The sequence below is a fragment of the Polycladidibacter stylochi genome, from assembly GCF_001562055.1.
GTDB lineage: Bacteria > Pseudomonadota > Alphaproteobacteria > Rhizobiales > Stappiaceae > Pseudovibrio > Pseudovibrio stylochi.
This window is the reverse complement of record NZ_LLWE01000041.1, coordinates 17,526-39,937: the sequence shown is the minus strand read 5'-3', so window position 1 is coordinate 39,937 and position 22,412 is coordinate 17,526. Positions and strand designations below refer to the sequence as shown.

Annotated in this window: 21 protein-coding genes; 11 read left to right on the top strand and 10 right to left on the bottom strand. The window is 47.8% G+C overall.

What is annotated here, in order from left to right:
- Position 1 precedes the first annotated feature (1 nt).
- The 3 genes from AYK67_RS15365 to AYK67_RS15355 form a co-directional block, all read right to left on the bottom strand.
- Entirely contained in the window at positions 2 to 889 is an 888-nt protein-coding gene (locus tag AYK67_RS15365; RefSeq protein ID WP_082735870.1) for an ABC transporter permease, read from the bottom strand.
- Complete coding sequence (locus AYK67_RS15360; RefSeq protein ID WP_068088848.1) at positions 886 to 1,971, bottom strand: ABC transporter ATP-binding protein; 1,086 nt, start codon at positions 1,969 to 1,971, stop codon at positions 886 to 888. Before AYK67_RS15360 ends, AYK67_RS15365 begins: the two co-directional genes overlap by 4 nt.
- Before the next feature lie 85 nt (positions 1,972 to 2,056).
- Positions 2,057 to 3,148, bottom strand: a complete 1,092-nt coding sequence (locus AYK67_RS15355; protein WP_068088847.1) for an ABC transporter substrate-binding protein — start codon at positions 3,146 to 3,148, stop codon at positions 2,057 to 2,059.
- Between the two features lie 115 nt (positions 3,149 to 3,263).
- On the opposite strand from AYK67_RS15355, the gene AYK67_RS15350 reads away from it, so the two are divergent.
- A complete protein-coding gene (locus AYK67_RS15350) occupies positions 3,264 to 4,070 on the top strand; it encodes an IclR family transcriptional regulator (protein ID WP_068088844.1) in 807 nt (268 codons plus the stop codon).
- 15 nt (positions 4,071 to 4,085) lie between these two features.
- Here AYK67_RS15350 and AYK67_RS15345 read toward each other — a convergent pair whose 3' ends face one another.
- Positions 4,086 to 4,859, bottom strand: coding sequence for an IclR family transcriptional regulator (locus tag AYK67_RS15345; protein ID WP_068088841.1), 774 nt, complete (start codon positions 4,857 to 4,859; stop codon positions 4,086 to 4,088).
- 222 nt (positions 4,860 to 5,081) lie between these two features.
- On the opposite strand from AYK67_RS15345, the gene AYK67_RS15340 reads away from it, so the two are divergent.
- The 5 genes from AYK67_RS15340 to AYK67_RS15320 all read left to right on the top strand — a co-directional run bounded on the left by AYK67_RS15340 (position 5,082) and on the right by AYK67_RS15320 (position 10,807).
- Positions 5,082 to 5,969: a dihydrodipicolinate synthase family protein gene (locus AYK67_RS15340; protein WP_068088839.1), complete on the top strand. Its 888-nt coding sequence runs from the start codon at positions 5,082 to 5,084 to the stop codon at positions 5,967 to 5,969.
- Between the two features lie 259 nt (positions 5,970 to 6,228).
- Complete coding sequence (locus AYK67_RS15335; RefSeq protein WP_068088838.1) at positions 6,229 to 7,803, top strand: BCCT family transporter; 1,575 nt, start codon at positions 6,229 to 6,231, stop codon at positions 7,801 to 7,803.
- 50 nt (positions 7,804 to 7,853) lie between these two features.
- Positions 7,854 to 9,119 (top strand): aconitase X catalytic domain-containing protein, encoded by a 1,266-nt coding sequence (locus tag AYK67_RS15330; RefSeq protein WP_068088835.1) that lies wholly within the window; start codon positions 7,854 to 7,856, stop codon positions 9,117 to 9,119.
- The gene (locus AYK67_RS15325) at positions 9,107 to 9,523 is read left to right on the top strand and encodes an aconitase X swivel domain-containing protein (protein ID WP_068088832.1); all 417 of its coding nucleotides are present in this window, start codon (positions 9,107 to 9,109) and stop codon (positions 9,521 to 9,523) included. The genes AYK67_RS15330 and AYK67_RS15325 overlap by 13 nt, the downstream gene beginning before the upstream one ends.
- A gap of 114 nt (positions 9,524 to 9,637) precedes the next feature.
- Positions 9,638 to 10,807, top strand: a complete 1,170-nt coding sequence (locus tag AYK67_RS15320; RefSeq protein ID WP_206597552.1) for an iron-containing alcohol dehydrogenase — start codon at positions 9,638 to 9,640, stop codon at positions 10,805 to 10,807.
- A 214-nt stretch (positions 10,808 to 11,021) separates the two neighbouring features.
- Here AYK67_RS15320 and AYK67_RS15315 read toward each other — a convergent pair whose 3' ends face one another.
- The 5 genes from AYK67_RS15315 to AYK67_RS15295 all read right to left on the bottom strand — a co-directional run bounded on the left by AYK67_RS15315 (position 11,022) and on the right by AYK67_RS15295 (position 15,825).
- Complete coding sequence (locus AYK67_RS15315) at positions 11,022 to 11,624, bottom strand: copper chaperone PCu(A)C (RefSeq protein ID WP_068088829.1); 603 nt, start codon at positions 11,622 to 11,624, stop codon at positions 11,022 to 11,024.
- Positions 11,625 to 11,694: 70 nt separating this feature from the next.
- The gene (locus tag AYK67_RS15310) at positions 11,695 to 13,032 is read right to left on the bottom strand and encodes an FtsX-like permease family protein (RefSeq protein WP_068088826.1); all 1,338 of its coding nucleotides are present in this window, start codon (positions 13,030 to 13,032) and stop codon (positions 11,695 to 11,697) included.
- Positions 13,029 to 13,802, bottom strand: a complete 774-nt coding sequence (locus AYK67_RS15305) for an ABC transporter ATP-binding protein (RefSeq protein ID WP_082735869.1) — start codon at positions 13,800 to 13,802, stop codon at positions 13,029 to 13,031. The genes AYK67_RS15310 and AYK67_RS15305 overlap by 4 nt, the downstream gene beginning before the upstream one ends.
- A gap of 2 nt (positions 13,803 to 13,804) precedes the next feature.
- Positions 13,805 to 14,248 carry a hypothetical protein gene (locus AYK67_RS15300; RefSeq protein WP_068088822.1) on the bottom strand — a complete coding sequence of 148 codons (444 nt, stop codon included), beginning with the start codon at positions 14,246 to 14,248 and terminating at the stop codon, positions 13,805 to 13,807.
- 89 nt (positions 14,249 to 14,337) lie between these two features.
- A complete protein-coding gene (locus tag AYK67_RS15295) occupies positions 14,338 to 15,825 on the bottom strand; it encodes an alkaline phosphatase (protein ID WP_068088820.1) in 1,488 nt (495 codons plus the stop codon).
- Between the two features lie 315 nt (positions 15,826 to 16,140).
- Between AYK67_RS15295 and repA the strand changes: the two genes are divergently transcribed.
- Positions 16,141 to 17,361, top strand: coding sequence for a plasmid partitioning protein RepA (gene repA / locus AYK67_RS15290; protein WP_068088817.1), 1,221 nt, complete (start codon positions 16,141 to 16,143; stop codon positions 17,359 to 17,361).
- Positions 17,358 to 18,422 (top strand): plasmid partitioning protein RepB, encoded by a 1,065-nt coding sequence (repB, locus tag AYK67_RS15285; protein ID WP_068088814.1) that lies wholly within the window; start codon positions 17,358 to 17,360, stop codon positions 18,420 to 18,422. Before repA ends, repB begins: the two co-directional genes overlap by 4 nt.
- 422 nt (positions 18,423 to 18,844) lie before the next feature.
- On the opposite strand, the gene AYK67_RS15280 is transcribed toward repB, so the two are convergent.
- Positions 18,845 to 19,789 carry a LysR family transcriptional regulator gene (locus tag AYK67_RS15280; RefSeq protein ID WP_068088811.1) on the bottom strand — a complete coding sequence of 315 codons (945 nt, stop codon included), beginning with the start codon at positions 19,787 to 19,789 and terminating at the stop codon, positions 18,845 to 18,847.
- Between the two features lie 47 nt (positions 19,790 to 19,836).
- Here AYK67_RS15280 and AYK67_RS15275 point away from each other — a divergent pair, with 47 nt between their 5' ends.
- The 3 genes from AYK67_RS15275 to AYK67_RS15265 are packed head-to-tail and all read left to right on the top strand — an operon-like array spanning position 19,837 to position 22,410.
- Positions 19,837 to 20,820, top strand: a complete 984-nt coding sequence (locus AYK67_RS15275) for an aldo/keto reductase (protein WP_068088806.1) — start codon at positions 19,837 to 19,839, stop codon at positions 20,818 to 20,820.
- The gene (locus AYK67_RS15270) at positions 20,817 to 21,206 is read left to right on the top strand and encodes a carboxymuconolactone decarboxylase family protein (RefSeq protein WP_068088801.1); all 390 of its coding nucleotides are present in this window, start codon (positions 20,817 to 20,819) and stop codon (positions 21,204 to 21,206) included. The genes AYK67_RS15275 and AYK67_RS15270 overlap by 4 nt, the downstream gene beginning before the upstream one ends.
- 19 nt (positions 21,207 to 21,225) lie before the next feature.
- Complete coding sequence (locus tag AYK67_RS15265; RefSeq protein ID WP_068088799.1) at positions 21,226 to 22,410, top strand: MFS transporter; 1,185 nt, start codon at positions 21,226 to 21,228, stop codon at positions 22,408 to 22,410.
- Positions 22,411 to 22,412: the final 2 nt, after the last annotated feature.

Here is a 22,412-nt window from a genome sequence, read left to right as displayed (position 1 = left end):
TCTAGCCTTTCTGTTCGCGGTTAAAAAACTTGTTGTAGACCGCTACGAAAAGTAACGAGAACAACAAGAAGCTGATGGCAAGTGCACTACCGAATGGCCAGTTAAAGGTGCCGAAAAACTCAGACTGAATGATGTTTGAGATCATGGCATTTCCTGCTCCGCCCAAAAGATCCGGCGTGAGGAATGAGCTAACGGTCATAATGAAAACAAGCATACAACCGGTGGTAACGCCGGGGAGCGTGAGAGGGAGTGTTACCTTGAAGAAGGTCTGGACAGCATTTGCACCGAGGTCCTGCGAGGCTTCTTCAAGACTGGCATCAAGCTTTTCAATCGATGCATAAAGCGGCAAGATCATAAATGGCAAAAACACATGAACCAAGCCAACAACAACAGCACCTGTTGTGAATAGCATGCGCAATGGCGTATCGATAATACCCAATTGCATAAGGTGATAGTTCACGACACCGTTGGTCCCCAGCAGTAGTTTCCATGCATACGTGCGTACAACCAGACTGGTCCAAAACGGGATCACCAGGCCGATAAGCAGGAGATTACGTTTTTTGCCCGTGCTTCGCGCAATTAAGTGCGCCACTGGATAGCCGATAACCAGGCACGAGACAGTCACGAACAAACCCGTCAACAAGCTTTTAAACAAAACTTGAATATAAAGGGGTTCGGTGAATATTCTCGCATAGTTTTGCAAAGTGAAATCGGAGGTCATGACGCCGCCGGCAAAACTATCAAAACTACTACGCAGTACAAAGAACATTGGCAGCGCAAAGAACACTAAGAGCCACAATAAGCCCGGGCTCAATAACATCGCTATACGTTTGCGAAGCTGTATCGCCTCTGAATTGTACTCAGGGCGCATGGGCATAGCACCACTCATTGTACTTCTCCAGGCAATAGAACCCCAAGGTCTGCAGACCAAGCAATGTGTACGCTTTCGCCAATTGATTTGCGCTCGCAATGGGTTGCGTTTTGCACATCAATTCCAAGCTTAAGGCCTTGGCCAAGATGCATTTGATAGTGCGTGTAGTTACCCATGTAGATGGCGTTATCAATTACCGCTTCAAAGTGGTTGCAGCTATCGGCATCAATTGCATCGAAGATGATTTTCTCAGGGCGTACAGAAACATGAGCTTTTTGGCCAACATGGGCACCAGCTACCGATTTTACCTTGATTGGCACGCCTTCAACGACAACAACAGTTGCATCACCGTTGATTGAAGCAATTTCGCCCTCAAGCAGGTTGGTCTCACCAATAAAGTTGGCGACGAAGGCAGACTGGGGTTTTTCATAGATGGTGGTTGCATCCGCCATCTGCTCAATCTTACCCTTATTTACTACGGCGATTACATCGGACATGGTAATCGCTTCGCTTTGGTCATGGGTTACATAAATGAAAGTGGTACCAATTTCACTTTGAATGCGCTTCAATTCCAACTGCATTTGTTCACGCAGTTTAAGATCAAGTGCTGCAAGTGGCTCGTCTAGCAATAGAACAGCCGGTCTGTTTACCAATGCGCGGGCAATGGCAATACGCTGCTTTTGCCCACCGGAAAGCTGGGAGATCTTACGGTTGCCAAGCCCTGGTAGACGCACCAGCTCCAGCATCTCGTCCACACGGCGGTCAATTTCGCCGTTACTCAGTTTCTTCAGGCGGAGACCAAAGGCAATGTTTTCTGCAATTGTTAGATGGGGAAACAATGCCAAATGCTGAAAAACAAGGTTTGTAGGACGCTCATATGGACGATCGTGGGTCACGTCTTTTCCGGAGATTCTTATGGTTCCCTCGCTAGGTGCTTCGAAACCAGAAATCATCCGCATGAGTGTTGTTTTGCCACAACCACTCGGCCCTAGAAGGGAGAAGAATTCGCCCTTGTTAATTTTGAAGTTAACATTGTCGACGGCAGTGAACTCACCGAAACGCTTGGATACATTATCCAGTTCGACGTCAAATTTTGTCATTTTTATTTCCTGCTAGACCAATACGTAAGAAACCGGCGACCTACTAGGCCGTTGGGGTGGTGTAAGTCACCGGCTTTCTAAACCCCTATGATTTCAAACGGTTTAGAACCAAATTCCAATCATTGGCCTGGCTTGCAACGTAGGCAGCATCAGCGAAAATGGCGGTATCGAAAATATTTTCAGATGCACCCAAGCGAATTTTTTCATTCTCAGTGAGCTTTGTTTCAATGTTACTTGGCGCATAGTTAATACCATGAAGCACAAATTGCCTTTGAATTTCTGCGTCAAGCATTGTGTTAATGAAAGCTTCTGCAGCAGGCACGTTTTGACAGGTTTTCGGAACAACCATGGTGTCTACCCACGAAGGAGCACCTTCTTGCGGAACAACATAATCAACTGGAAGACCTTGCTCTTTCATTGTGTTCACACGGCCGCGCCAGAAGTCGGAAATTGCGACCTCACCCATAGCAAACAGTTGGGTCAGCTCGGAACCGCTGCTCCACCACTTGAGCAAGTTGCCTTTTAGCTCCATCAGTTTTTTCTCGATCGCATCAAGATCACTAATGTTGTTCATGTCCTGGCCAAGAACCAGCGCACCAATTTCAATTGGACCCGGGAAAGGCAAATAAGCAGAAGAGATGCCAGCAAAACGCGGGTCCCATAATGCTTCCCAAGATGTGGGCGCTTCATCAATACTATCAAAATTATAAGCAATTGCGCGGTCACCCCAAACAAGACCCGCACTAAAGTTATTCGTATCGCCCAGTTCATAATTTGGTTTGCGGAACTTATCGTGTTGCTGCGCAAAATTGGGAATATTGCTCAAGTTGAGCGGTCGCAAAATTTTGTTTTTCGCAGCTAGGTATACTTCTCCCCCCCCTAGCGTTGAAACATCAACCCGCGAATTCCCGGCTTGTAGTTTTGCAAGTACTTCAGCGTTATTACCAAACTGCGAAATGTGAACCTTAACGCCGTAGCGCTCCTCAAAAGGCTTCACAATAATGTTGGTAACAGCTTCAGCATAACTTCCGCCAAATGTTTCCAAGTATAACTCGCCGCCAATTTTAGTTTCAGCCCTCAATATACTTGGCGCGGCCAAGGCACCGAGAGCAGCACCGCCGGTAAGTGTGAGCATACTACGTCGTGTTAAACCACGTTGTGTCTTTTGATCAATCATATTAAAATTCCCCTCTTGTGTTGTAATATTTAATATGTGATATTAGATATCATTATTCGTATTGCATTATTAGTCAATAACCCCTACTGGTTGTACAGCAGGAAAAAATTAAAAAATGTCACATATCGTTGAAAAAAAAGAGAAAAAAAATCTGAGCTCCTCACCAATGTTCGTTGGCTCACTTGCCAAGGGGCTTAAAGTGCTTGAGTGCTTCGGCAATAGGCGTAGAGATTTAGGAATCACTGATATTTCTCGAATCACGGGTCTAGAAAAAAGCGGTGCACAACGCTTAGTGAATACTTTGTTTGAACTTGGTTTCTTGAAAAAAGATTCTAAAACCAGGCGATATTCATTGACGCCGCGTGCACTTTGTTTCGGTTTCAACTACTTAAATGCAAATCCATTACTTAGTGTAGCAATGCCAAACCTTGTTGAACTGAGTGAAAAGCTCAACAGGTCAGTTGCTCTCGTTGAGCTGGATAGTGCCGATATTGTTTATATCGCTCGCTTGAAAAGGGGGGAGTTCTATTATCCCAACGCTTATATGGGAGAACGCCAACCCGCTTTTTGTACTTCGGGCGGACGTGCTATTCTATCCCAAATGCCAATTAGTGATGTTCAAAAGCTATTGCATGAAAATCCGAGACCGCAACTAACCCCGAAGACAGCAACGAATGTTGAAGACATCATCGAAAAGCTCAAAGAAGCCAGAATTGCAGGTTACGCGCTTCAAAGGGACGAGTTCATTCCCGGTGAGCTGAATTTCGCGGCACCTATTTGTACATCTGAAGGTGATTGCACCGCTGCCATAGTTGTTAATATGCTATGGGGTAAGGGCGACCCAAGCACCATTGAAGATGAAATATGCCCTCACTTACTCCATGCTGCTCGCAATATTAGCCGCTCTCTAGGCCATGGTTAGGAAGTGAAGAGTTAATTAAGATAATTCCGCACCCAGCTGGTTCGAGAGCTCTCTTGCCTTGGTGATCACCAGGCTGCGGAATTGTGATATTTTTTCTTCTTTTAAGCGTACGGTGGGAGTCGCGATGCCCAAAGTACCAATAGCGCGACCTGTATGATCAAACAAAGGCGAGGCAATACAACCCACGCCTTTGATATGCTCTTCAATTTCCAGGGCAACACCCTCCCGGCGAATATTTGCCAGCCTATCTTCAAAACTCAGAATATCCGAGATTGAGCCATCATTATAAAGACGCTCGATGATTCCGCGGCGCATTTCCTGATTACAGTGCGCCAAATAGGCGCGGCCATTTGCAGAATCATGGAATGGTAAGCGTTGACCTATTGGCTGGGAAGGGCGTAACGAGTAATTGCTTTCGCGCTTGGAAACGATTACCAAAACATTTCCATCGGGCAGGCAGAGGTTTATGTTCTCGTTGGTAATTGTCTCCATTTCTTCCAGAATCGCTTTTGCGGCTAAAACGATTGTGTTTTTTCCCACTATTTTGGAACCAAGGTTCAAAATGCGGAACGTACAACCATATTTATTTGTTTCTGAAAACTGCTTGACATAACCAAGCTCTATCAGCGTCAATAGTATTCTATGAACAGTAGATTTCGGATATCCCGTCTTCTTAACAATATAAGTAAGCTCGCATGATTGGTAATTGGATAGAGCCTCTAGTACATTAAATGTTTTAACTACAGATCCCATTGCGTTTGTAGCTTTTTTATTATCATCTGCTGTCATTTGCTTATCTATCCTTATCTTTTATATCTAATATATATATCAATTATATTCAATATTCACATTATTACGGCAAGCGTTTATCGCTTTTATTTCATTTAAGCCATGACCTAGCCCTTAGCACAATACTAAATTTAACTTATTGACGAATTATGTGTTATAGCGTTTAAATCATAATATGGAACACGGTTCTGCAATATGGAACTACTGCTAGGGAAATAAATTATGAGCAAGTTGCAAGGTGTTTTCGTCGTATTATCGACACCAATGCACTCAGATGGCTCCATCAATTATGACGGGGTAGAAAGTAACCTGAAGCACTTACTCGAACAGAATGTTCAAGGCATTATGGTGTGTGGTGCATTGGGTGAGTATCTCACTCTCGACTACAAAGAGCGCAAAGAACTGAGTGCATTTGTGCTTGAAAAAGTAGCTGGCAAAGTGCCGGTAATTGTCGGCACCATTACAGCGCGCGCCGATTTAACCATCGAGCTATCCAATCATGTTGCCGATCTTGGTGCCGCTGGCGTTATGGTGTTATCGCCTCCAGGCTCCGGTATTGAGCAAGAAGAAATCTACGCCTATTACAAGCAAGTCGCCGAAAACGTGCGCCTGCCTATTATGGTCTATAACAATCCAGGTAGCTCGGGTCTGGATATTGAAGTTGACACATTGGCACGCATCGCTGATTTGCCAAATGTTGAGTGCATCAAAGAATCTTCCGGTGACGTGAAACGGGTTTCACAAATTGTGGCCGAGCTCTCCGACAAAATCACCGTATTTTGTGGTTGGGAAGATATGTGCTTTGAGTCTTTTGCAGCTGGTGCCAAAGGCTGGGTCTGCATGGGCGGCAACTTCGCACCAAATATGACACGCGACATTTTCACAACTGCCGTTGAAAAAGGCGATTGGGACGGTGCCCGCAAGCTGTATCACGGCTACCTACCAGTAGCTCGCTACTTGGAAACTGCTGGCAAAGTTGTGCAAACAACCAAGTATTTCCAAGAGAAAATGGGCTTAACCGGCGGTACAGCCAGAAGTCCGCGGCAACCTTTAACCAATGATGAAAAAGCGGCAATCGAGAAACTTATTGCATCGGTAGATTTACGCTAATTCATGCTGGCTGATGTTCCCCCATCAGCCACTCCCCCAACATTTGGCAGAGGTTTTAAGAGGAGGAAACTACGGATTCCAATAACTGATTGAAACACACAATATTTTGTTGTTCCAAGACAAACTGCCACAACAAAATAACTACTGACCTAGATGTTAAGTGCCATGTGTTTGGAGGACGCGACTTAACGTCAACGTAAATCCTAAAATAAAAGCCTCATTCGGGTAACAAAAGCATTTGAGGCGCGGGAGAAATACAATGAAAAACGGGCAAGACAAAACGAGTATTCAGCCGTTGTCTTTCTGGCCTGCATTTATCTGCATGGCAGTATTCATTTTTGCCGGTATTATGTTTACCGACCAAATGGGCGGCTTCCTAAATGGTGTTTTGGACACGATTTCGGCACGCTTCGGCTGGCTATTTATGATTTCCGGTCTCATAGCCTTCTTTACTATCATTTACCTGTTATTCTCAAAATACGGTGATATCCGCCTTGGTGGTAAAGACGCCAAACCAGATTTATCACTCTGGCAATGGTTTAGTATCTGCCTTTGCTCTGGCATCGGTACCGGTTTGCTGTTCTGGGCATCAGCTGAACCTATGTTCTTCTTCGCTGAACCAGCACAAGCTTGGAACGTAGAACCGTTTAGCCGCGAAGCTGGCATTACCGCAATTTCGCAGACTGCATTCCACTGGACCATCATGCAATATTCTATGTACACAATTTGTGCATTGGCCGTTGCCATGGTTGTTTACAGCCGCGATGAATCTTACTCAGTCAGTACAACACTTTATGGCCTGCTTGGCAAAAAGCACTCGGGTGTTGTTGGTACAATCATCAATGCTGTTTGTATCTTTACTCTTGGTGGTGCCGTTGCCAGTTCTTTAGGTGGTGCTTTGCTACTCATCGCATCTGGTCTGGAAAATGTCTTCGGTATTGAATCCGGCAATTTTGTATGGCTGATTACAGCGGTTGTCATCACGGTTGTGTTCACAACATCCAGTATTTCAGGCATGAAAAAAGGCCTGAGTATGATTGCTGATGCCAACACCAAAATCTTCATTGGTCTGGCCATCTTCGTACTTATCTTTGGTCCTTCAATCTTCATTGCTGATATTGGTGTAACTGCTTTTGGCGATTTCCTCACCAAGTTCTTCAATAAAGCAACCATCACCAATGCAATGACAACAGACGAGTGGGCAAAAGGCTGGACAGTACAGTTCTGGGCATCCTTCTTCGTTGTTGCTCCTTTGATTGGTCTGTTTTATGCCCGTTTGGGACGTGGACGTACAGTACGTGAATTCATTGCCATGACACTGTTCGGCCCAAGCTTGTTCTGTTTTGTTTGGATTGCGATCTTCGGTGGTTCTGCAATTCACCTGCAATCAACAGGTACGCTGGATATCTGGGCAAACATTCAGACTAACGGTATGGCTTCTACTGTGTTCGCTATTTTCGGTAGCTTGCCACTTGCCAAAGTAACCATGGTTATCTTCATTATTGCCATTATTGCGTCACTGGTAACATATGCTGACCCAATGACTTCTGTTTTGGCCACACTGAGCTGCAAAAGCTCCAGTGTTGATGAAGAAGCTCCGAAATATCTCAAACTGATCTGGGGTCCAGCAATTGGTACTGTAGGTTACATCATTATCGCCACAGGTGGTATCGATGGTATCCGCGGTATGTTCACCCTCATCGGTTTCCCGCTCATGTTCCTCGTGCTTGCTATTTGCGTCTCTGCTGTAAAGACCGCTCGTATGCTTGTTGCAAAGGAAGAGCCAGGTTCTGCAGCATCAGAAAACGCTTCTGATGCGAGCCAAGCCAAATAGCAGACTAAATCTTAGCGGCCTTCTTTAAGAAGGCCGCCCAGGAGGACAACATGCACTTAACAGACTATGAAAAAGCACTTTTACAAGGCGATCATGGCGAAGCCCGCCGCATGGCCATGAATGTGCTCTACGATATGGCACAGTATTATGAAGTGGATCGCTTTGTAGAAATTGTTTCGTGCCACGATGACAGCACCGTTTACTTCGGCGAGGCGCAAGTTGCTTTTACCGAACACCTGGTAGACATTGGCGGCAAGTTCGCCGTCCCAACCTCGACCAATGCTTGCGCGCTGGACATGAATAAGTGGAAAGAACAGCGCCACGACCGTTCCTGGATGACCGCAACCCGCAGAATTGAAGCCTCACACCTGCAACTGGGTGCCGCTGCAAACTGGACCTGCGCCCCCTATCAGGCAGGTTTTGCCCCAAGCTTTGGCCAACAAGTGGCCTGCGCGGAATCCAACGTTATCAATTATGTGAATTCAATCATTGGTGCGCGTACCAACCGTTATGCCGGCCCGCTGGAGCTTTTGGCAGGTATCGCCGGTCGTGTGCCATACTTTGGCTTACACAAAACAGAAAACCGTAAAGCTGTAAGCCTTATGCGTCTTGCCGATGACATTACCCCGGATATGTTCGAGGATAATGACATCTATAACCTCATCTCGCACCTTTATGGTAAAATTGCCGGTGATCAGATTTGGGCGTTAGAGGGTATGCCAACCAATGTTACCCTTGATAACTTGAAACAGTTTTCTTCTACTGCTGCGTCTTCTGGTGGCATTGCCCTATTCCACTTGATTGGCCTCACACCTGAAGCCCACACCTTGGAAATGGCTTTCCAAGGGGGTAAGCCGGAGAAAGAAGTCCTCATTACCAAAGAAATGCTCCGTGAAGCCGAGCAGGATTTGTGTAACTTCGAGCATGAAGGCAAAGTGGACCTGATTTCAATAGGTTGCCCGCACTTCTCCTATGCCGAATTTGAAGCTTTGGAACAGGCTTTTGCCGGACGCAAGCTGCCTAGTGACACTGAGTTTTGGGTATTCACCAGCCGCTGCACCCAGCAAAGCACCACAGATAGTGGCTTGCTTGATCGTATCAAAGCACTGGGCGTTAAAGTATTTCTGGATGGTTGTACAATGGAATACCCAATCGACAAGTGGGACACCAAGTCAATCATGACCAACTCGGGTAAATTTGCAAACTATTGCTACTCGAAAATTGGCATTCATCCAGTATTTGGCAACTATAAAGACTGTGTTGAAACAGCTATTGCTGGTAAAGTTGTAAGGGCGAAGAAAAAATGGTGGAATTAAACTGTAAAAACGTCATTTCTGACGATATCACAGCAGAATTGGTTTACGCCGATAAACCATTTAGCTTCGTTGGTGGTGTTTGTATTCAAGACGGTATCGTACAAGATTACCGCCACCCGGCCTTTAAAAAGCAAATCACCGGTAAAATATTTGCATTTCCTTTCGGGAAAGGTTCAAGCGGTGCCGGTCTTGTGCTGATGGAAATGCTGCGGGTGGGTACAGCACCTGCCGGCATCATTAATATCCGTACTGATCCTGTTATCTTAACCGGGCCATTGATTGCGAAACACTTTTACAATCAACTGCTGCCGGTGATTAACCTGAGCGAAGAGGATTTCGCCTCACTTTCAGGTCATAAGACCATACAGATCTTTAAGGATAAAGAAGTTCTGATCGCAAACTAAAGCTGCCAACAATAAGCGATCAGGTTGAGTGCCGAAGCTCAACAGGCCAGTTTCTAATTCTCCTGGGAAACTGGCCGCTCCCCCATAATAATAAAGAACATGCAAGGATCGATCATGTACAATATCGATAGTTATATTCCAACTCGAGTTATCTTCGGCGCTGGACGTCTTAATGAATTAAACAAACTACAATTGCCTGGTAAAAAAGCCCTTATCTGTGTGACCAGCGATGGCTTAATGGAAAAATTGGGCATTCAAGGCCGTGTGCTGAAGCTACTGGAAGAAAATGGCGTTGAAGCCGTAGTTTTCGACGAAGTCAGCCCAAACCCAACCCGCACCGGTGTTATGAACGCTGCTAAACTGGCGCTGGATAATGGCTGCGATTTCACCATTGGCCTTGGCGGTGGTAGCTCCACAGATACTGCAAAAGCAACAGCTGCAATGCTGGTTAATCCGGGCGATCTTTGGGATTATGCTTATACCGGAACGGGTGGACGGCGCGAAATAACCAAAGCTGCGCCCATTGTTACCATTACAACCACGGCTGGTACGGGCACAGAAACCGACCCGTTCTGTGTTATTACCAACGAAGATACCGCAGAAAAGCTGGATTTTGCCTGTGATGCCTTGTTCCCGGCGATTTCTATCATCGACCCTGAATTGATGTTGTCGTTGCCAAAGCTTTTGACAATATACCAAGGTTTCGATGCTTTGTTCCACGCGCTGGAATGCTACATCACCAACCGTGGTGAAAACCGCTTGGTTGACCTGTATGCAGAAGATTCTATCCGCCATGTGGCCAAGTGGTTGCCGGTGGTTATTGCCGAGCCGAACAATTTGGAAGCCCGTGTTAATATTTCTTATGCGGCGAATATCTTGAGTGGCTACACACAGGCACTTTGTACCGTAACTTCGCATCACATTATCGGTCAGACTATTGGCGGTATTGCGCCAACCTTTGCACACGGCGCAACGCTTATTGTGCTCGCTGAAGAGTACTACAAGCGGATTAAAGAGTTTGTCCCGCAACTGCTGGAAGATATCGGCATCATGATGGGTGCAACCCCGGTTGCAGGTGATAAAGGGCAGTGCTTTATTAACGCTCTGATTGAACTCATGGACCAAACCGGCATGCGCAAACTTGCCATGAGCGATTATGGCATTAGCTATGAAGACTGCCAGCGTATTGCCGACATTACCTACGATGTTGTGGGCATTGATCTGGATAAATACACCTTAAGCAAACAGGATATTTTGGAAATTACCCAAAAATCATACCGTTAAAAATGCCTCTGACCTATTGAATAGCAATTGTGTCTAACATTTTAGTATAGGAGCTGACCAAGTAAGTATTGTAGAAATGCTGATAACGGTTAGTTACATGAAGTAAAAGGGCGAAAACAAATTGTTTTCGCCCCATCATTATTATCATCTACAAATAGAACAATACCGGTGCATGATTAGTTTTATGTTGGTGGATTAAAAACCATCATTTCTATCAATGTTGGTGCCCTGCATGGCTGTGCTGTGTAGCTCCTTGTGCTTCCACGGCCACATGAATATCCATGTGGTGATTATCAATATGCAGCTCAAGTTCGAAAGAATCGCCTTGGTGTAGCGGCTTTTTCAAACCATCCAATAATACCGCCAGCTCATTGGGGGCAAATTCCATATGCTGGCCAGCACCTAATGGCAGCACGTTAATACTGTCATAGCCACCTTCGCCATTCTTAAAGCGAAAACCAACGATTTGCGCAGAAGTTGCAATGGCACTTTCTGCACCTTTTAACTCTTTGGTTTGCTTGCTCTCGTTTTCGAGCTCAAAATACACGAGTGCATGGTCTTCTTTGGTCGCCGGTGTCCAGGCATGCACCACACGCAATCCATCATGTACACTTAAATGTTCACTATGTTCTGCGTGGTCGTGCTCTGCACCTTCTTTATGGGCTTCGTGGCTCTCATGGCCTTTGTGCGTTTCATGCTCCTTGTGTCCGTGCTCCTTGTGCCCGTGCCCATGATTATCGGCAAAGCTTGGAGCGCTCATACCAACTGCGAGAAGCAAGCCCATCGATATGGTTGTGAAGCTCTTTTTAAAAGTCATTTTACAAATCCTTAGAGATTAAGTTTGGATCACATCTTTCATTTGGCTGCGGAGTAATAAGCCCCGCTGGCTAACCTCTTAAGTCCTTCAAAACCGGACGGCGTAGTGCTGCCCAGCCACAGGTCAAGCTGATCGTAAGTGCCAACGAGACAAATCCGGCCACCAAGTGCAGCTCACTCATACCCATTTGTGCTTCCACCAAAATATTGGTGTGCGCCGTAATGAGCGTTGATATCACCATTGTGGCAGCCATACCCACCAACAGCCCCAATAGTGCGCCTACAATAATCAATAGGGCTGCGTAAGCCCAAACCACAGCAAATACAAAGCGTTGTGGAGCCCCCAAGGCACGGAGCAAGGCAAGCCGACGTGCAAAGAGTTGGAGTAAAGTGGCAAGACCTGCCAAAACGCCCGCTGCGACCAACACCTCTGTTATGCCAGCAAGTGCCGACATCAGTTGGCGGACATCTCCGAGCAAGCGGTGCATTTGCGCCAACACAGTGCCCGGAAAGAATGCCATTGATTGCGCACTGGTGAACTGCGATTTAAGCGCGTAATTGGCCCATATTTTTTTTGCATGCACCATAATAGCGGGCGTACCTGGAAAGTGAGCGGGGTCAAATGGGGGGCCGATTTGTATATCCGCCCCTGCCCTGCTCGTTGTGGGCGCATGGCCAACTGGCAAGTTGTGCGCTTGCCATACGGCTTCAACCGGCACCACAATTGCTTTATCCCACGGGCTACCGGTGGCCTGCATGCGCCCGGTAACTGTGTAAACAATACCTGCATGAGTGTCAGCTTTGGCAGCCTTGCCATGGCCATGCGCCGGGGTGAATTGCGCCCCCATAGCCAAAGGCACTTGTGCGCCCACAACCGCCTCGCCAATACGCCCGAATATCTGCCCTTTTTGCAGTGAGCCGCTTAAATGCTGCACAAAAGCGGCGGTAGAACCCACCACGGGTGAACCGTTGTAGCTATCGCCATAGGCTAATGGCGCGGCAATATCCACATCCTTATGGTTGGCGATTTCATCATAGAGTGCACCAGAAAGCAGCGGGGCATCACTTGGCTGTAAATATACACTTGCCAAGGTCATGGTCACCTCACTACCCGGTGCCGTTATCACCAAATCAAATTTTTCGGCCGCGCGGGCCGAACCACGGCGCAAGCCGCGCTCCTGGGCAATCAACCCCACACCCAGACCGACAGAAACTGCGATAAGGGCGATAAACAACAGGTTGGTCCAGCGAAAGCGCCACAATAACGCACGCACCAGTTTGCCGGGTTTACTGGCACGTACCACAAAATACCCCAGTATTAGAGCTGGCAATAACAGCAGCAATAACAACAAGATATCTTCCACTTGAGCAGATAGTGACAGACCAAAAGAACTTAAAAGCGCACTCATAAGCCAAGTCCTTCCGATTCATTTATAACTGCCTGCGCATCAGCGGGGCGATAGTTTGCCAAAGATGCCGCGTCGTGCAAATTGTCTTGCACAATACGTCCCTCTTCCACATGCAAGCGTCGTTGCAGCAAGCGGATGAGCTGGCTATCATGACTCACCACCAGCAATGTTTTGCCTTGGCATTCGGTCAGGCTCAGTAAATCTTCTATCAATCGGTCTGCCGTTGTGCGGTCCAGGCTGGCAGTTGGTTCGTCAGCCAGCAAAACAGCCGGATCGTGTGAAAGTGCCCGTGCCACAGAAACCCGCTGGCGCTCTCCACCGGAGAAGCTGGCAACACTGCGGCGCATGGTATCTTTCAGGCCCAACAGTTCCAAAAGGTGCGCGGCGCGTTCATATATTTCTGCCCGCCGAGCTTTGGGTGCATAGCATGCGTCAATCGCCGCGTTATCAAGCGCGCTGAGCTCTTCGAACAATAAATAATCTTGAAAAACAAAGCCCATGAGCGTGCGACGTAGTCGCGCTTTTTCACGCTCACTACACGCAATAATGTCGCTTGCTCCCCATTGAACTGTGCCACTTGTGTGTTTGGTTAGCCCGGCAAGCGCCATTAACAATGTGGATTTGCCCGCACCAGAGGGACCGGAAATCGCAATGGACTGCCCTGCCCTTACGGTGAGTTGGGCCACATCCAACAGTGTGCGCCCTTTGGCTGCCTGCACTTTGAGCCCCTCAATGGCGAGCTGTGGTGGTTTGGCATGCAATAAAGCCATGCTCACACCTCAAAGTAACTGGCACCGCGCAGGCGCACCCGGCTTAAAAAGCCGGTTTCATAATCTTCAAAACTGCCAATTTCCAATAGCCCTTCAACCACAATCGGCACATTAAAGCTGACAACTTCGATGGGGCGTTTGGTGTAAACAACCAAAATGTCGTCGGGCCACTCGGCTTCAGTTTCGCAAAACGGACAAACCGACATGGGCCGCGTTGTGAGCACAAAAAACATGGCATCGGCTTTTAAGGGCGGAGCCATGAAGCCTTCAATCGCCACAGCCTGGCCATTCATTTTGTTGGCGTAGGGGGTAAAACTCATGTCTTTGTTATAGAGATCGCGCAATCGTACAGCGTTGCTACGTGCAAAGACGGGGGTGGTAAATAGCGGCACGGCAGAGCAAGCCAGCGCCCCCATACTGGTGCCTAAAAATGCTCGGCGGTCCATGGAAGTCGCTCCAAACTAGCAAAAGCCCCGTAGGGCGAAAAGGCCAGGGGAACGCTTGCGCCCCCCTGCACTCTATTCGTTATTGATGATTACTTGCCGGTCGCGGCGTAGTGCATCACGTGGAAGATGTAGTTTTGCTCTACAGTACCATCTACAAGGTGTGCCCATGGGCCACGTGCGTAAATGGCAACGTCTTCACCCGAGTGGGTTTCAGAAGAGCTTGGGTTTAAAGACTGCTGCAAGAAATCAGGGTCAATAGCCTGTTCTTGTGTCAGCTCGGCGCGGGTGCCGGTCCAGTCTTTATCTTCGCGCATGACAGAGCCAGGGCCGTTCAGGTAACCCACAACGGTGTATGGCTTGCCATCCTTGAAGGTTTTCAACTTGTCTGTGTGCTTGGTGCCTTTCGGGTCGATATCATAGCAAAGGCCATGGATCGGTGTACCGCGGCCACAATAGCCGTTAAAGGCAATGGCGTGCTCGTGGTCGGCTGTCACAATAATCAAGGTGTCTTCAGCGGAGGTCATTTCCGCAGCCTTGGCAACTGCATCAGCAAAAGCCACACCGTCAGTCAATACGCGGTAAAGGTTACCGGCATGGTTAGCATGATCAACGCGGCCCGCTTCCACTTGCAAGAAGAAGCCGTTTTCGTTGTCTTTCAACGCGTTGATAGAAGCTTCGACCATTTCAGCAAGAGAAGGCTCGCCAGTACGATCATACTCGTACTTCATGTGGGAAGATTCAAATAGACCCAGAACCGGACCCTTTTTCAAGTCAACAGCACCAAGGGTCTCGTCATTCCATACATAAGAAATACCAGCTGATTTGGCTTCCTCAATAAGGTTACGGCCATCGGTACGCTTACCACCCTTGCCTTCTTCACCTTTAACATCTTTAGGCAGGAAGTGACGGCGACCACCGCCCATAGCCAAATCAACAACACCGGCTTTCATCTGTTCGATCAGCTGGTCGGCAATATCTTTTTGCGCACAGCCTTCTGGCAGTTTTGAGTTATCTTCAAAGTTACGATCAGCCGAGTGGGCATAACCGGAAGCAGGCGTGGCGTGGGTAATACGCGCGGTAGAAACGAAGCCAATGGACTTGCCTTCAGCAGCGAGTAACTCGCCAATCGTGGCAACAGAACCTTTGGTAACAGCAGCACAGTCACCGCGGTTCACGCTTTCGTCAACGCCAATAACGCCGGCTTTTGTTTTGATACCGGTTTGCATTGCGGTACCTGTGCCAGCAGAATCCGGGGTCTGAGCGTTGGAGTTGTAAGTTTTGGAAAGTGCGATGTAAGGGAATTTTTCGTAGGAAAGTACGTGTTCTTCGCCCAATTTACCCTCTTGCTGTCCCTGCCAAATACGCGTTGCATAGTTGGTACCAACACCGTTACCATCGGCGATCAGGATGATAACGTTTTTTGCCCGGTTCGTGTTAGGCGTGCGCGCAAGTTTTTGTTGCAATTCTTTTTGCGCGTCCTTGTACCAACTACTGTTGGCTTGTGGTAAATTTTCGCCAGCAAACGCAGCTGTTGAGCAAACAGAAGCCATAAGCAAGGCTTGAACGACACGTTTCATAATAAACGCTCCTTAGGTTCTAGTAGTATTCCCTAGGAAGTTCATTAGTTACTTGTGATGACGTTTTTATTACAAGAGTCTTAGATTCAAGAATTAAATTACATAATGATTTCGGGTAGTTATGAGATATTATAACATCACTGTAAAAGAATGAAGACAGTCCGGAGCACTTAAATGAACGGCGGTTTTTGAGCTAAAATGATAATTGCCCCCGTTTTTATGGTTAATTTCTATTGTTTTTTGACTCAGGTAATGTACCATCTAGACGCAATATTCGGCATTTATTGGCAATATTCCGTTTAAGGACACATCAAAGTGCAATACAGTGACACCACTTTATCTCTAGAGGAATCTCCTTCCGAGCGTATTTCGCGCTATTCGCAGCTGTTATCCGGACAGCTTCAACGCCTGCGGCAAGAGTTATACCCGCCGGAAGCGCACAAAAACCTGCGTGGCTTTTCCTCTGTAGATGTTGCACGCCTTATCGGTGTATCTGAATCCACCATTCGGCAAATGGACCTAGATGGCGAAGGCCCTTCCCCTACCCGCCTGTCGAATGGACGGCGCAGTTATACGCTTGCTCAAATAAACGATATTCGCCGTGTTCTTGCTACGCGTAAAAAAGGCGACGAAGTGGTGAACGTTCTTCCGCAACGGCGCGAGGGAGAGCGTATGCAGGTCATCGCCTGTGCCAATTTTAAAGGCGGCTCGGCAAAAACCACCACCTCTACCCACCTGGTGCATTATTTGGCCTTACGGGGGTATCGCGTACTGGCGATTGATTTGGACCCGCAAGCATCGCTCTCGGCCATGTTTGGCATTCAACCGGAATTTGACGTGGAGCCCAACAGCACTTTGTTCGGTGCTTTGCGTTACGATGACGAGCGCCGCCCGCTGGAAGAAGTCATCCGCCCCACATACTTTGATAGCCTTGATTTGGTGCCCGCCAATCTCGAGCTTGCCGAATTTGAACATATTGTTCCAACGGCGATTGCCACTGGTGCCTCAACGGGCGAGAATATCTTTTTCCGCCGTATTAAAAGCGTACTGGCTGAAGTTGAGGGCAATTATGATGTGGTGGTGATTGATTGTCCGCCGCAGCTGGGTTTTTTAACTCTGGGTGCCTTGTTTGCAGCCACAGGACTGCTGATAACTCTACATCCGCAAATGCTGGATTTGGCCAGTTGTAACCAGTTTCTTGGCATGAGTTCGGACCTGATGGCGGTTATTGAAAACAATGGCGGCGAAATGGATCTGGACTGGATGCGCTTTTTAATCACCCGTCATAACCCCAATGATAGCCCGCAAACCCGCGTGGTTGGCTTACTACGGGCACTTTTTGGCGAAGATGTTATGACAGCTCCTGCTCTGGAATCTACCGCCGTTGCCAACGCTGGCTTGGAAAAGAAATCGCTTTACGAACTTGAGCCTGGTGCCATAGGTCGCGAAACACTAAAACGCGCTTTGGAATCAATGGATTCGGTGAATAAAGAAATCGAGGATTTAATGTGGGCATCGTGGGGGCGTGGACAATGACGAAGGCAAAAGACCGTAAGAACGCGCTTGATTCATTGTTCGCCAGTGGTCCCATGTCTCCTATGGGGGCAAGCGGTGCTGTGCAGCGGCCTCGCCTTTCTTCCGGTGCCATTGGCGCGGCCGAAATCAATTTGATTAAGGATGAGCGCGACAAACTGAAAGAAGAGTTAAAACAGCTCAGCTCTAAAGTTGAGGGCAGCGCACAAATAGTAGAGTTGGATACGCAAAAGGTTCTGCCCTCATTTATTGCCGATCGTATGGAAGTTGCGTTTGATCCCGCCTTTGAAGCCCTCAAAGAATCCATTAGTGAGACCGGCCAGCAGGTGCCGATTTTGGTGCGCCCTGCCCCCAAGCAGGAAGGATGCTATCAAATTGCCTATGGCCATCGTCGCTGGCGGGCCTGTCAGGCACTTGGTATTGCTGTTAAAGGCACCATTCGCGAGCTAACAGACGAAGAGCTGTTGATTGCGCAAGGTCAAGAAAACCACGAGCGTAAAGACTTAAGTTTTATCGAGACCTGCCTTTTTGTACGCCGCTTGGCACAAGACTACCCGCAATCGTTAATTGTTAAAGCCATCGGTAAAGACAAATCGCTGGTCTCTAAATATCGTCGTTTGGCTGAAACGGTGCCCGAGCTTTATTTGCGCTCTATTGGACCTGCACCAAAAATCGGCCGCCCTCGCTGGGAAGAATTGGCAAGCTTTTTTCAAAACGGCTTGTTACCGGAAGCCTATCAAAGCGCAGTAGACAAAAGCATTGAGAGCGAGGCATTTGTTCAGGCTGCCTCTGACGACCGGTTTGTTATGCTCTTGCAGCTGTTGCAAAAATTAAAATCTGACGGTGATCCGCAAGAAAACAAGAGTAAAAAGGAAAAAGCTGAGAGCAAAGCATTCGAGCTTCCCAAGAGCTGGAGCAAGATCGATAGTGTTGCAGTGAAAAGCAGCGAGACAACCACCAGCTTTACCATTAACCACAGGCAGACACCGGGCCTAAAAGAGTTTTTACTCGACCAACTACCCGAACTGCTGCAACAGTTTGATGATAAAGCACAGAAGAATTGAAGGGAAGTTTTGAAGTCGTCAACTTAGCTCTCGAACCGGGTGGATCTGATAGGTTGTGATTATGGCCTCCGCTCTGCTCAGTTATAAACACCAGTATTATCTTGAGCTATCAACGTAACCAGATTGAGGTTACAGCAGCCATTTCTGGGCGCACTTACGGTGCCATGCGTGGCAGTTGTTTCCATTAGGCAAGGCAATGATGTTTGAAGAACCTTTGCATAAGAATATTATGCCTGCTCTAGGTTAAGCTGATGACATCGTCTTTTGCAAAGCGCTGGTTTTCTTCGAGCGCTTTGAACTCTTCATCAATAATACAGGAATAGTATCCATTATAAAATCTATCTAGTCTCTACAGTTCACCATTCAAACAAGTATAACTATAATTTTAACATTGGTGTTAACCTATGAATTCTTCTAGTAATTTAATAGCCGCGTAGCGAGTGACGATTGTCAACAACAAGTTCTGCGAGGAAGTCAGCCAAAGCGCGGATACGGCGTGACTGTGCCAAGTCTGACTGAATAACCAAATATATAGGCTGATCGATACCAATATCAGAGTCAATACATACCAAATTAGCTTTTTTAGCCAAAAAATGCGGTATTAAAGCAAGCCCGAGCCCGGCAGAAGCGGCTGCAATTTGGGTGGAAAGCGATGTTGTTGTAATTGCTGGTTGGCGGCCACGCAAAATACGCTCAACCCATTGTGCTGCTGGCAAGTGTGCTTGCACTTCACCCCAAGTAATAAACTGGTCGGTTTCATAGGAGCCAAGATTATCACTTGCTTGCCGTTTTTGCACATAATCAGCACTCGCATAGAGCCCGTAACCTAAAATGCCCAAGCGGCGCAAAGTCACGTTGCCTCGCTCTGGTTTGACCATTCGTATAGCAAGGTCAGCATCTCTTCGGTGCACATTAACCGTGCTCACATCGGTAATGATTTCAATCATAAGCGAGGGGTGTTTTTCGTTGAATTGGTGCAGCGCAGGAACAATTAAATCACTTGCCAGGTTTTCCGCGGTTGCTAAACGCACCTTTCCTGTTAATTGGGTTTGCGCCATACCGCCCATACTAAAAGCAATGGCGGCAGCCTCCAGTTCCTCGGCTTTTTCAACGAGATTTGTACCATCCTCCGTCAACTGGTAGCCGCTTTGCTGACGAATAAACAACGGAATTCCCAAGGCTTCTTCGAGGCGGTCGACGCGGCGCGACAATGTTGCAATTCCGATGTTCAATGAAGATGCAGCAGCACTTAGGGTGCCCGTACGTGCCACCGCCAAAAAGGCCCGTGCATCATCCCAAACCAGTTTTTGCAAATTCTGATTTCCGATATTGGAAACCAAGTTCTCGGAATTCTCTAGTTTTTTCATTCTTCCAACATGCCACATTGTATCTAGAATAAACAGGGAGACGAGCAATGAATAAACGCAGACTAGGCCAAGGCCTTGAAGTATCTGCAATTGGGCTTGGCTGTATGGGAATGAGCGAGTTCTATGGACCGCGCGATGATGCAGAATCATTAAATGTTTTGGCCAAAGCCTATGAACTCGGCATCAATTTTTTTGATACTGCAGATATGTACGGCCCGCACCATAATGAGGAGCTCATCGGTAGATTCTTGCGCGAAAGTGGCGCGGATATTCGCATCGCAACCAAGTTCGGCATACTGCGTAATGCGGGAGAATATAAACGCTCCATAGACAATAGCCCCCAATATGCCCGCACGGCGTGCGAGGCTTCTCTCAAACGCCTTGGTGTCGATTACATTGATTTATACTACGTGCATCGGATCAACCCCGACCAGCCGATCGAAGAAACGATGGAAGGGCTGGCCCAGCTGGTGAAAGAGGGCAAAATTGGTCATATTGGCCTTAGTGAAGTGAGCGCTAAAACCCTACAACGGGCCCATGCAGTACATCCAGTTACAGCCGTTCAAACCGAGTACTCGTTATGGTCTCGCCAAGCGGAGGAAGATATCCTGCCCACCTGCCAAAAGCTTCGTATTGGTTTCGTTCCCTACTCACCGCTCGGAAGAGGCTTTTTAACCGGCCGTTTCCAAAGTGCCGATGAATTTTCAAAAGGCGATTTTCGTGCCACGTTGCCACGTTTTGCCGAAGGCGCGATCACGCAGAACAATAGAATTGCCGATGTGATTGCCGATATCTCCCGCCAGAAAGGCTGCACACCAGCCCAGCTCTCACTCGCCTGGATATTAGCAAAGGGCGACTATCTCGTTCCAATTCCAGGCACAAAGAACCCCAAGTACCTGATTGAAAATACAAAAGCTGTCGATATTCAATTGAGTGCCCAAGAGTGCGAACAGCTGGAAAGCGCTGTCAGCCAACTACCTGTGATTGGCGAAAGATATACAGCAGAAGGTATGAAAGGGGTCAACGCATGAACCAGAAAAGCAACTCACCGCGCCTTGAAAAAGCGCTCGAAGTGTTGGCCCGCTTGGAAGAGGGGGCCCCGCAAAGAGTGACCGAGAACTTGGGCAAGTTCGCCCCGGATGCCGCAGAAGTTATTCTTGGTTTTGCCTTTACTGATGTGCTGAGCCGTGACGGCATTGATTTAAAAACCCGCGAAATGCTCACAGTGGCTATGTTGGGTGCAATGGGTACCGCACCAGAACAACTGGATTTCCATATGCGCGCCGCCATGAATTGTGGTGTGAGCCGTGAGGAAATTATTGAAATAATCTATCAAATCTCGGTTTATGCCGGTGTTCCTGCCGCCATGAACGCAATCACCTCCGCTAAAAAGGCGTTTGCCAAGGCAGATGCTTAAGATCTAAGAGGAGTTATAGATGAATTCACAAAACCAGCACGCCGGTTGGCGTGCTTGGCTTGCTGTCACGGCCCTTGGAATTGGCAGCTTTGCAATTGTTACCGCTGAGCTTGCACCCATCGGTTTGCTTTCACAAATAAGTGCCGATGTGATGCGACCCACGTCACAAGTGGGTTTAATCGTAACACTATACGCCTGGATAGCAGCCGGTGCTGCTATTGCCTCGGCCGTCTGGCTGGGCGGATTACCGCGCCGCCCCATATTAATTACACTGATGTGCGTGTTGGCCATATCGAGCTGCCTATCTGCGCTGGCCGAAAACTACGCATGGCTCATGAGTGCACGCATCGTCGGCGCATTTGCCCATGGTGCCTTTTGGGCTATGATCGGAACATTGGGAGCGCAATTGGTGCCAGCAAGGCAAGTCGGTTTGGCAACCTCAATTATTTTTGGCGGTGTTTCTGTTGCCAGTGTGCTTGGTGTGCCCCTTTCTAACTACATTGGCTATTATAGCGGATGGCGTACAGCCTTTATGATTATAGGCATTCTATCGGTTTTCGTGGCAATTGCAGTGCGTATAACACTACCCAAAGTAGCCGGCTCTGGCCGTATTGGCAGTAAATCCCTTTTAAATGTGCTTGCAAACAGACGTTTACAACGAATTTTCTGGGCGACATTATTCACGGTAACGGCACATTTTATGGCCTTTACATATGTGGAGCCCTTTTTATCTGAAAGCGCATCAATGCCAAAGGAAATGATCGCACCTTTGCTTTTGGTTTTTGGAGCCGCCGGAATTGCAGCCAATGTTTTAACCGGTGCACTAATTGACAATCAACTGAAAGCGATCTTAACCACTTCGCTTGCGATTGCATTTGGCTCGCTTCTACTGTTAGCGATTTGGGGCAATGCCCTGGGGCTTTTCGGTGTGATAATCGCACTTATTTTGTGGGGCGGTGCAATTGCGGCAATACTGGTGGGGCTACAAACGTGGGTGCTCATTGAAGCGGGCGAGGAAGCATTGCAGGCATCTGCCGTATATGTGGCGCTGTTTAATGGCGCTATTGGCCTTGGCGCTGCAATTGGCGGCGGCTTGCTAGGCTCCACCGGTTTAACGGGCCTGTTTATCGCAGCAGCTATATTTGTGTGCTTTGGCTTGGCAGCAATTCTGGTTCTTCGCGAACCCGCGTTGGCACAATCATGAAG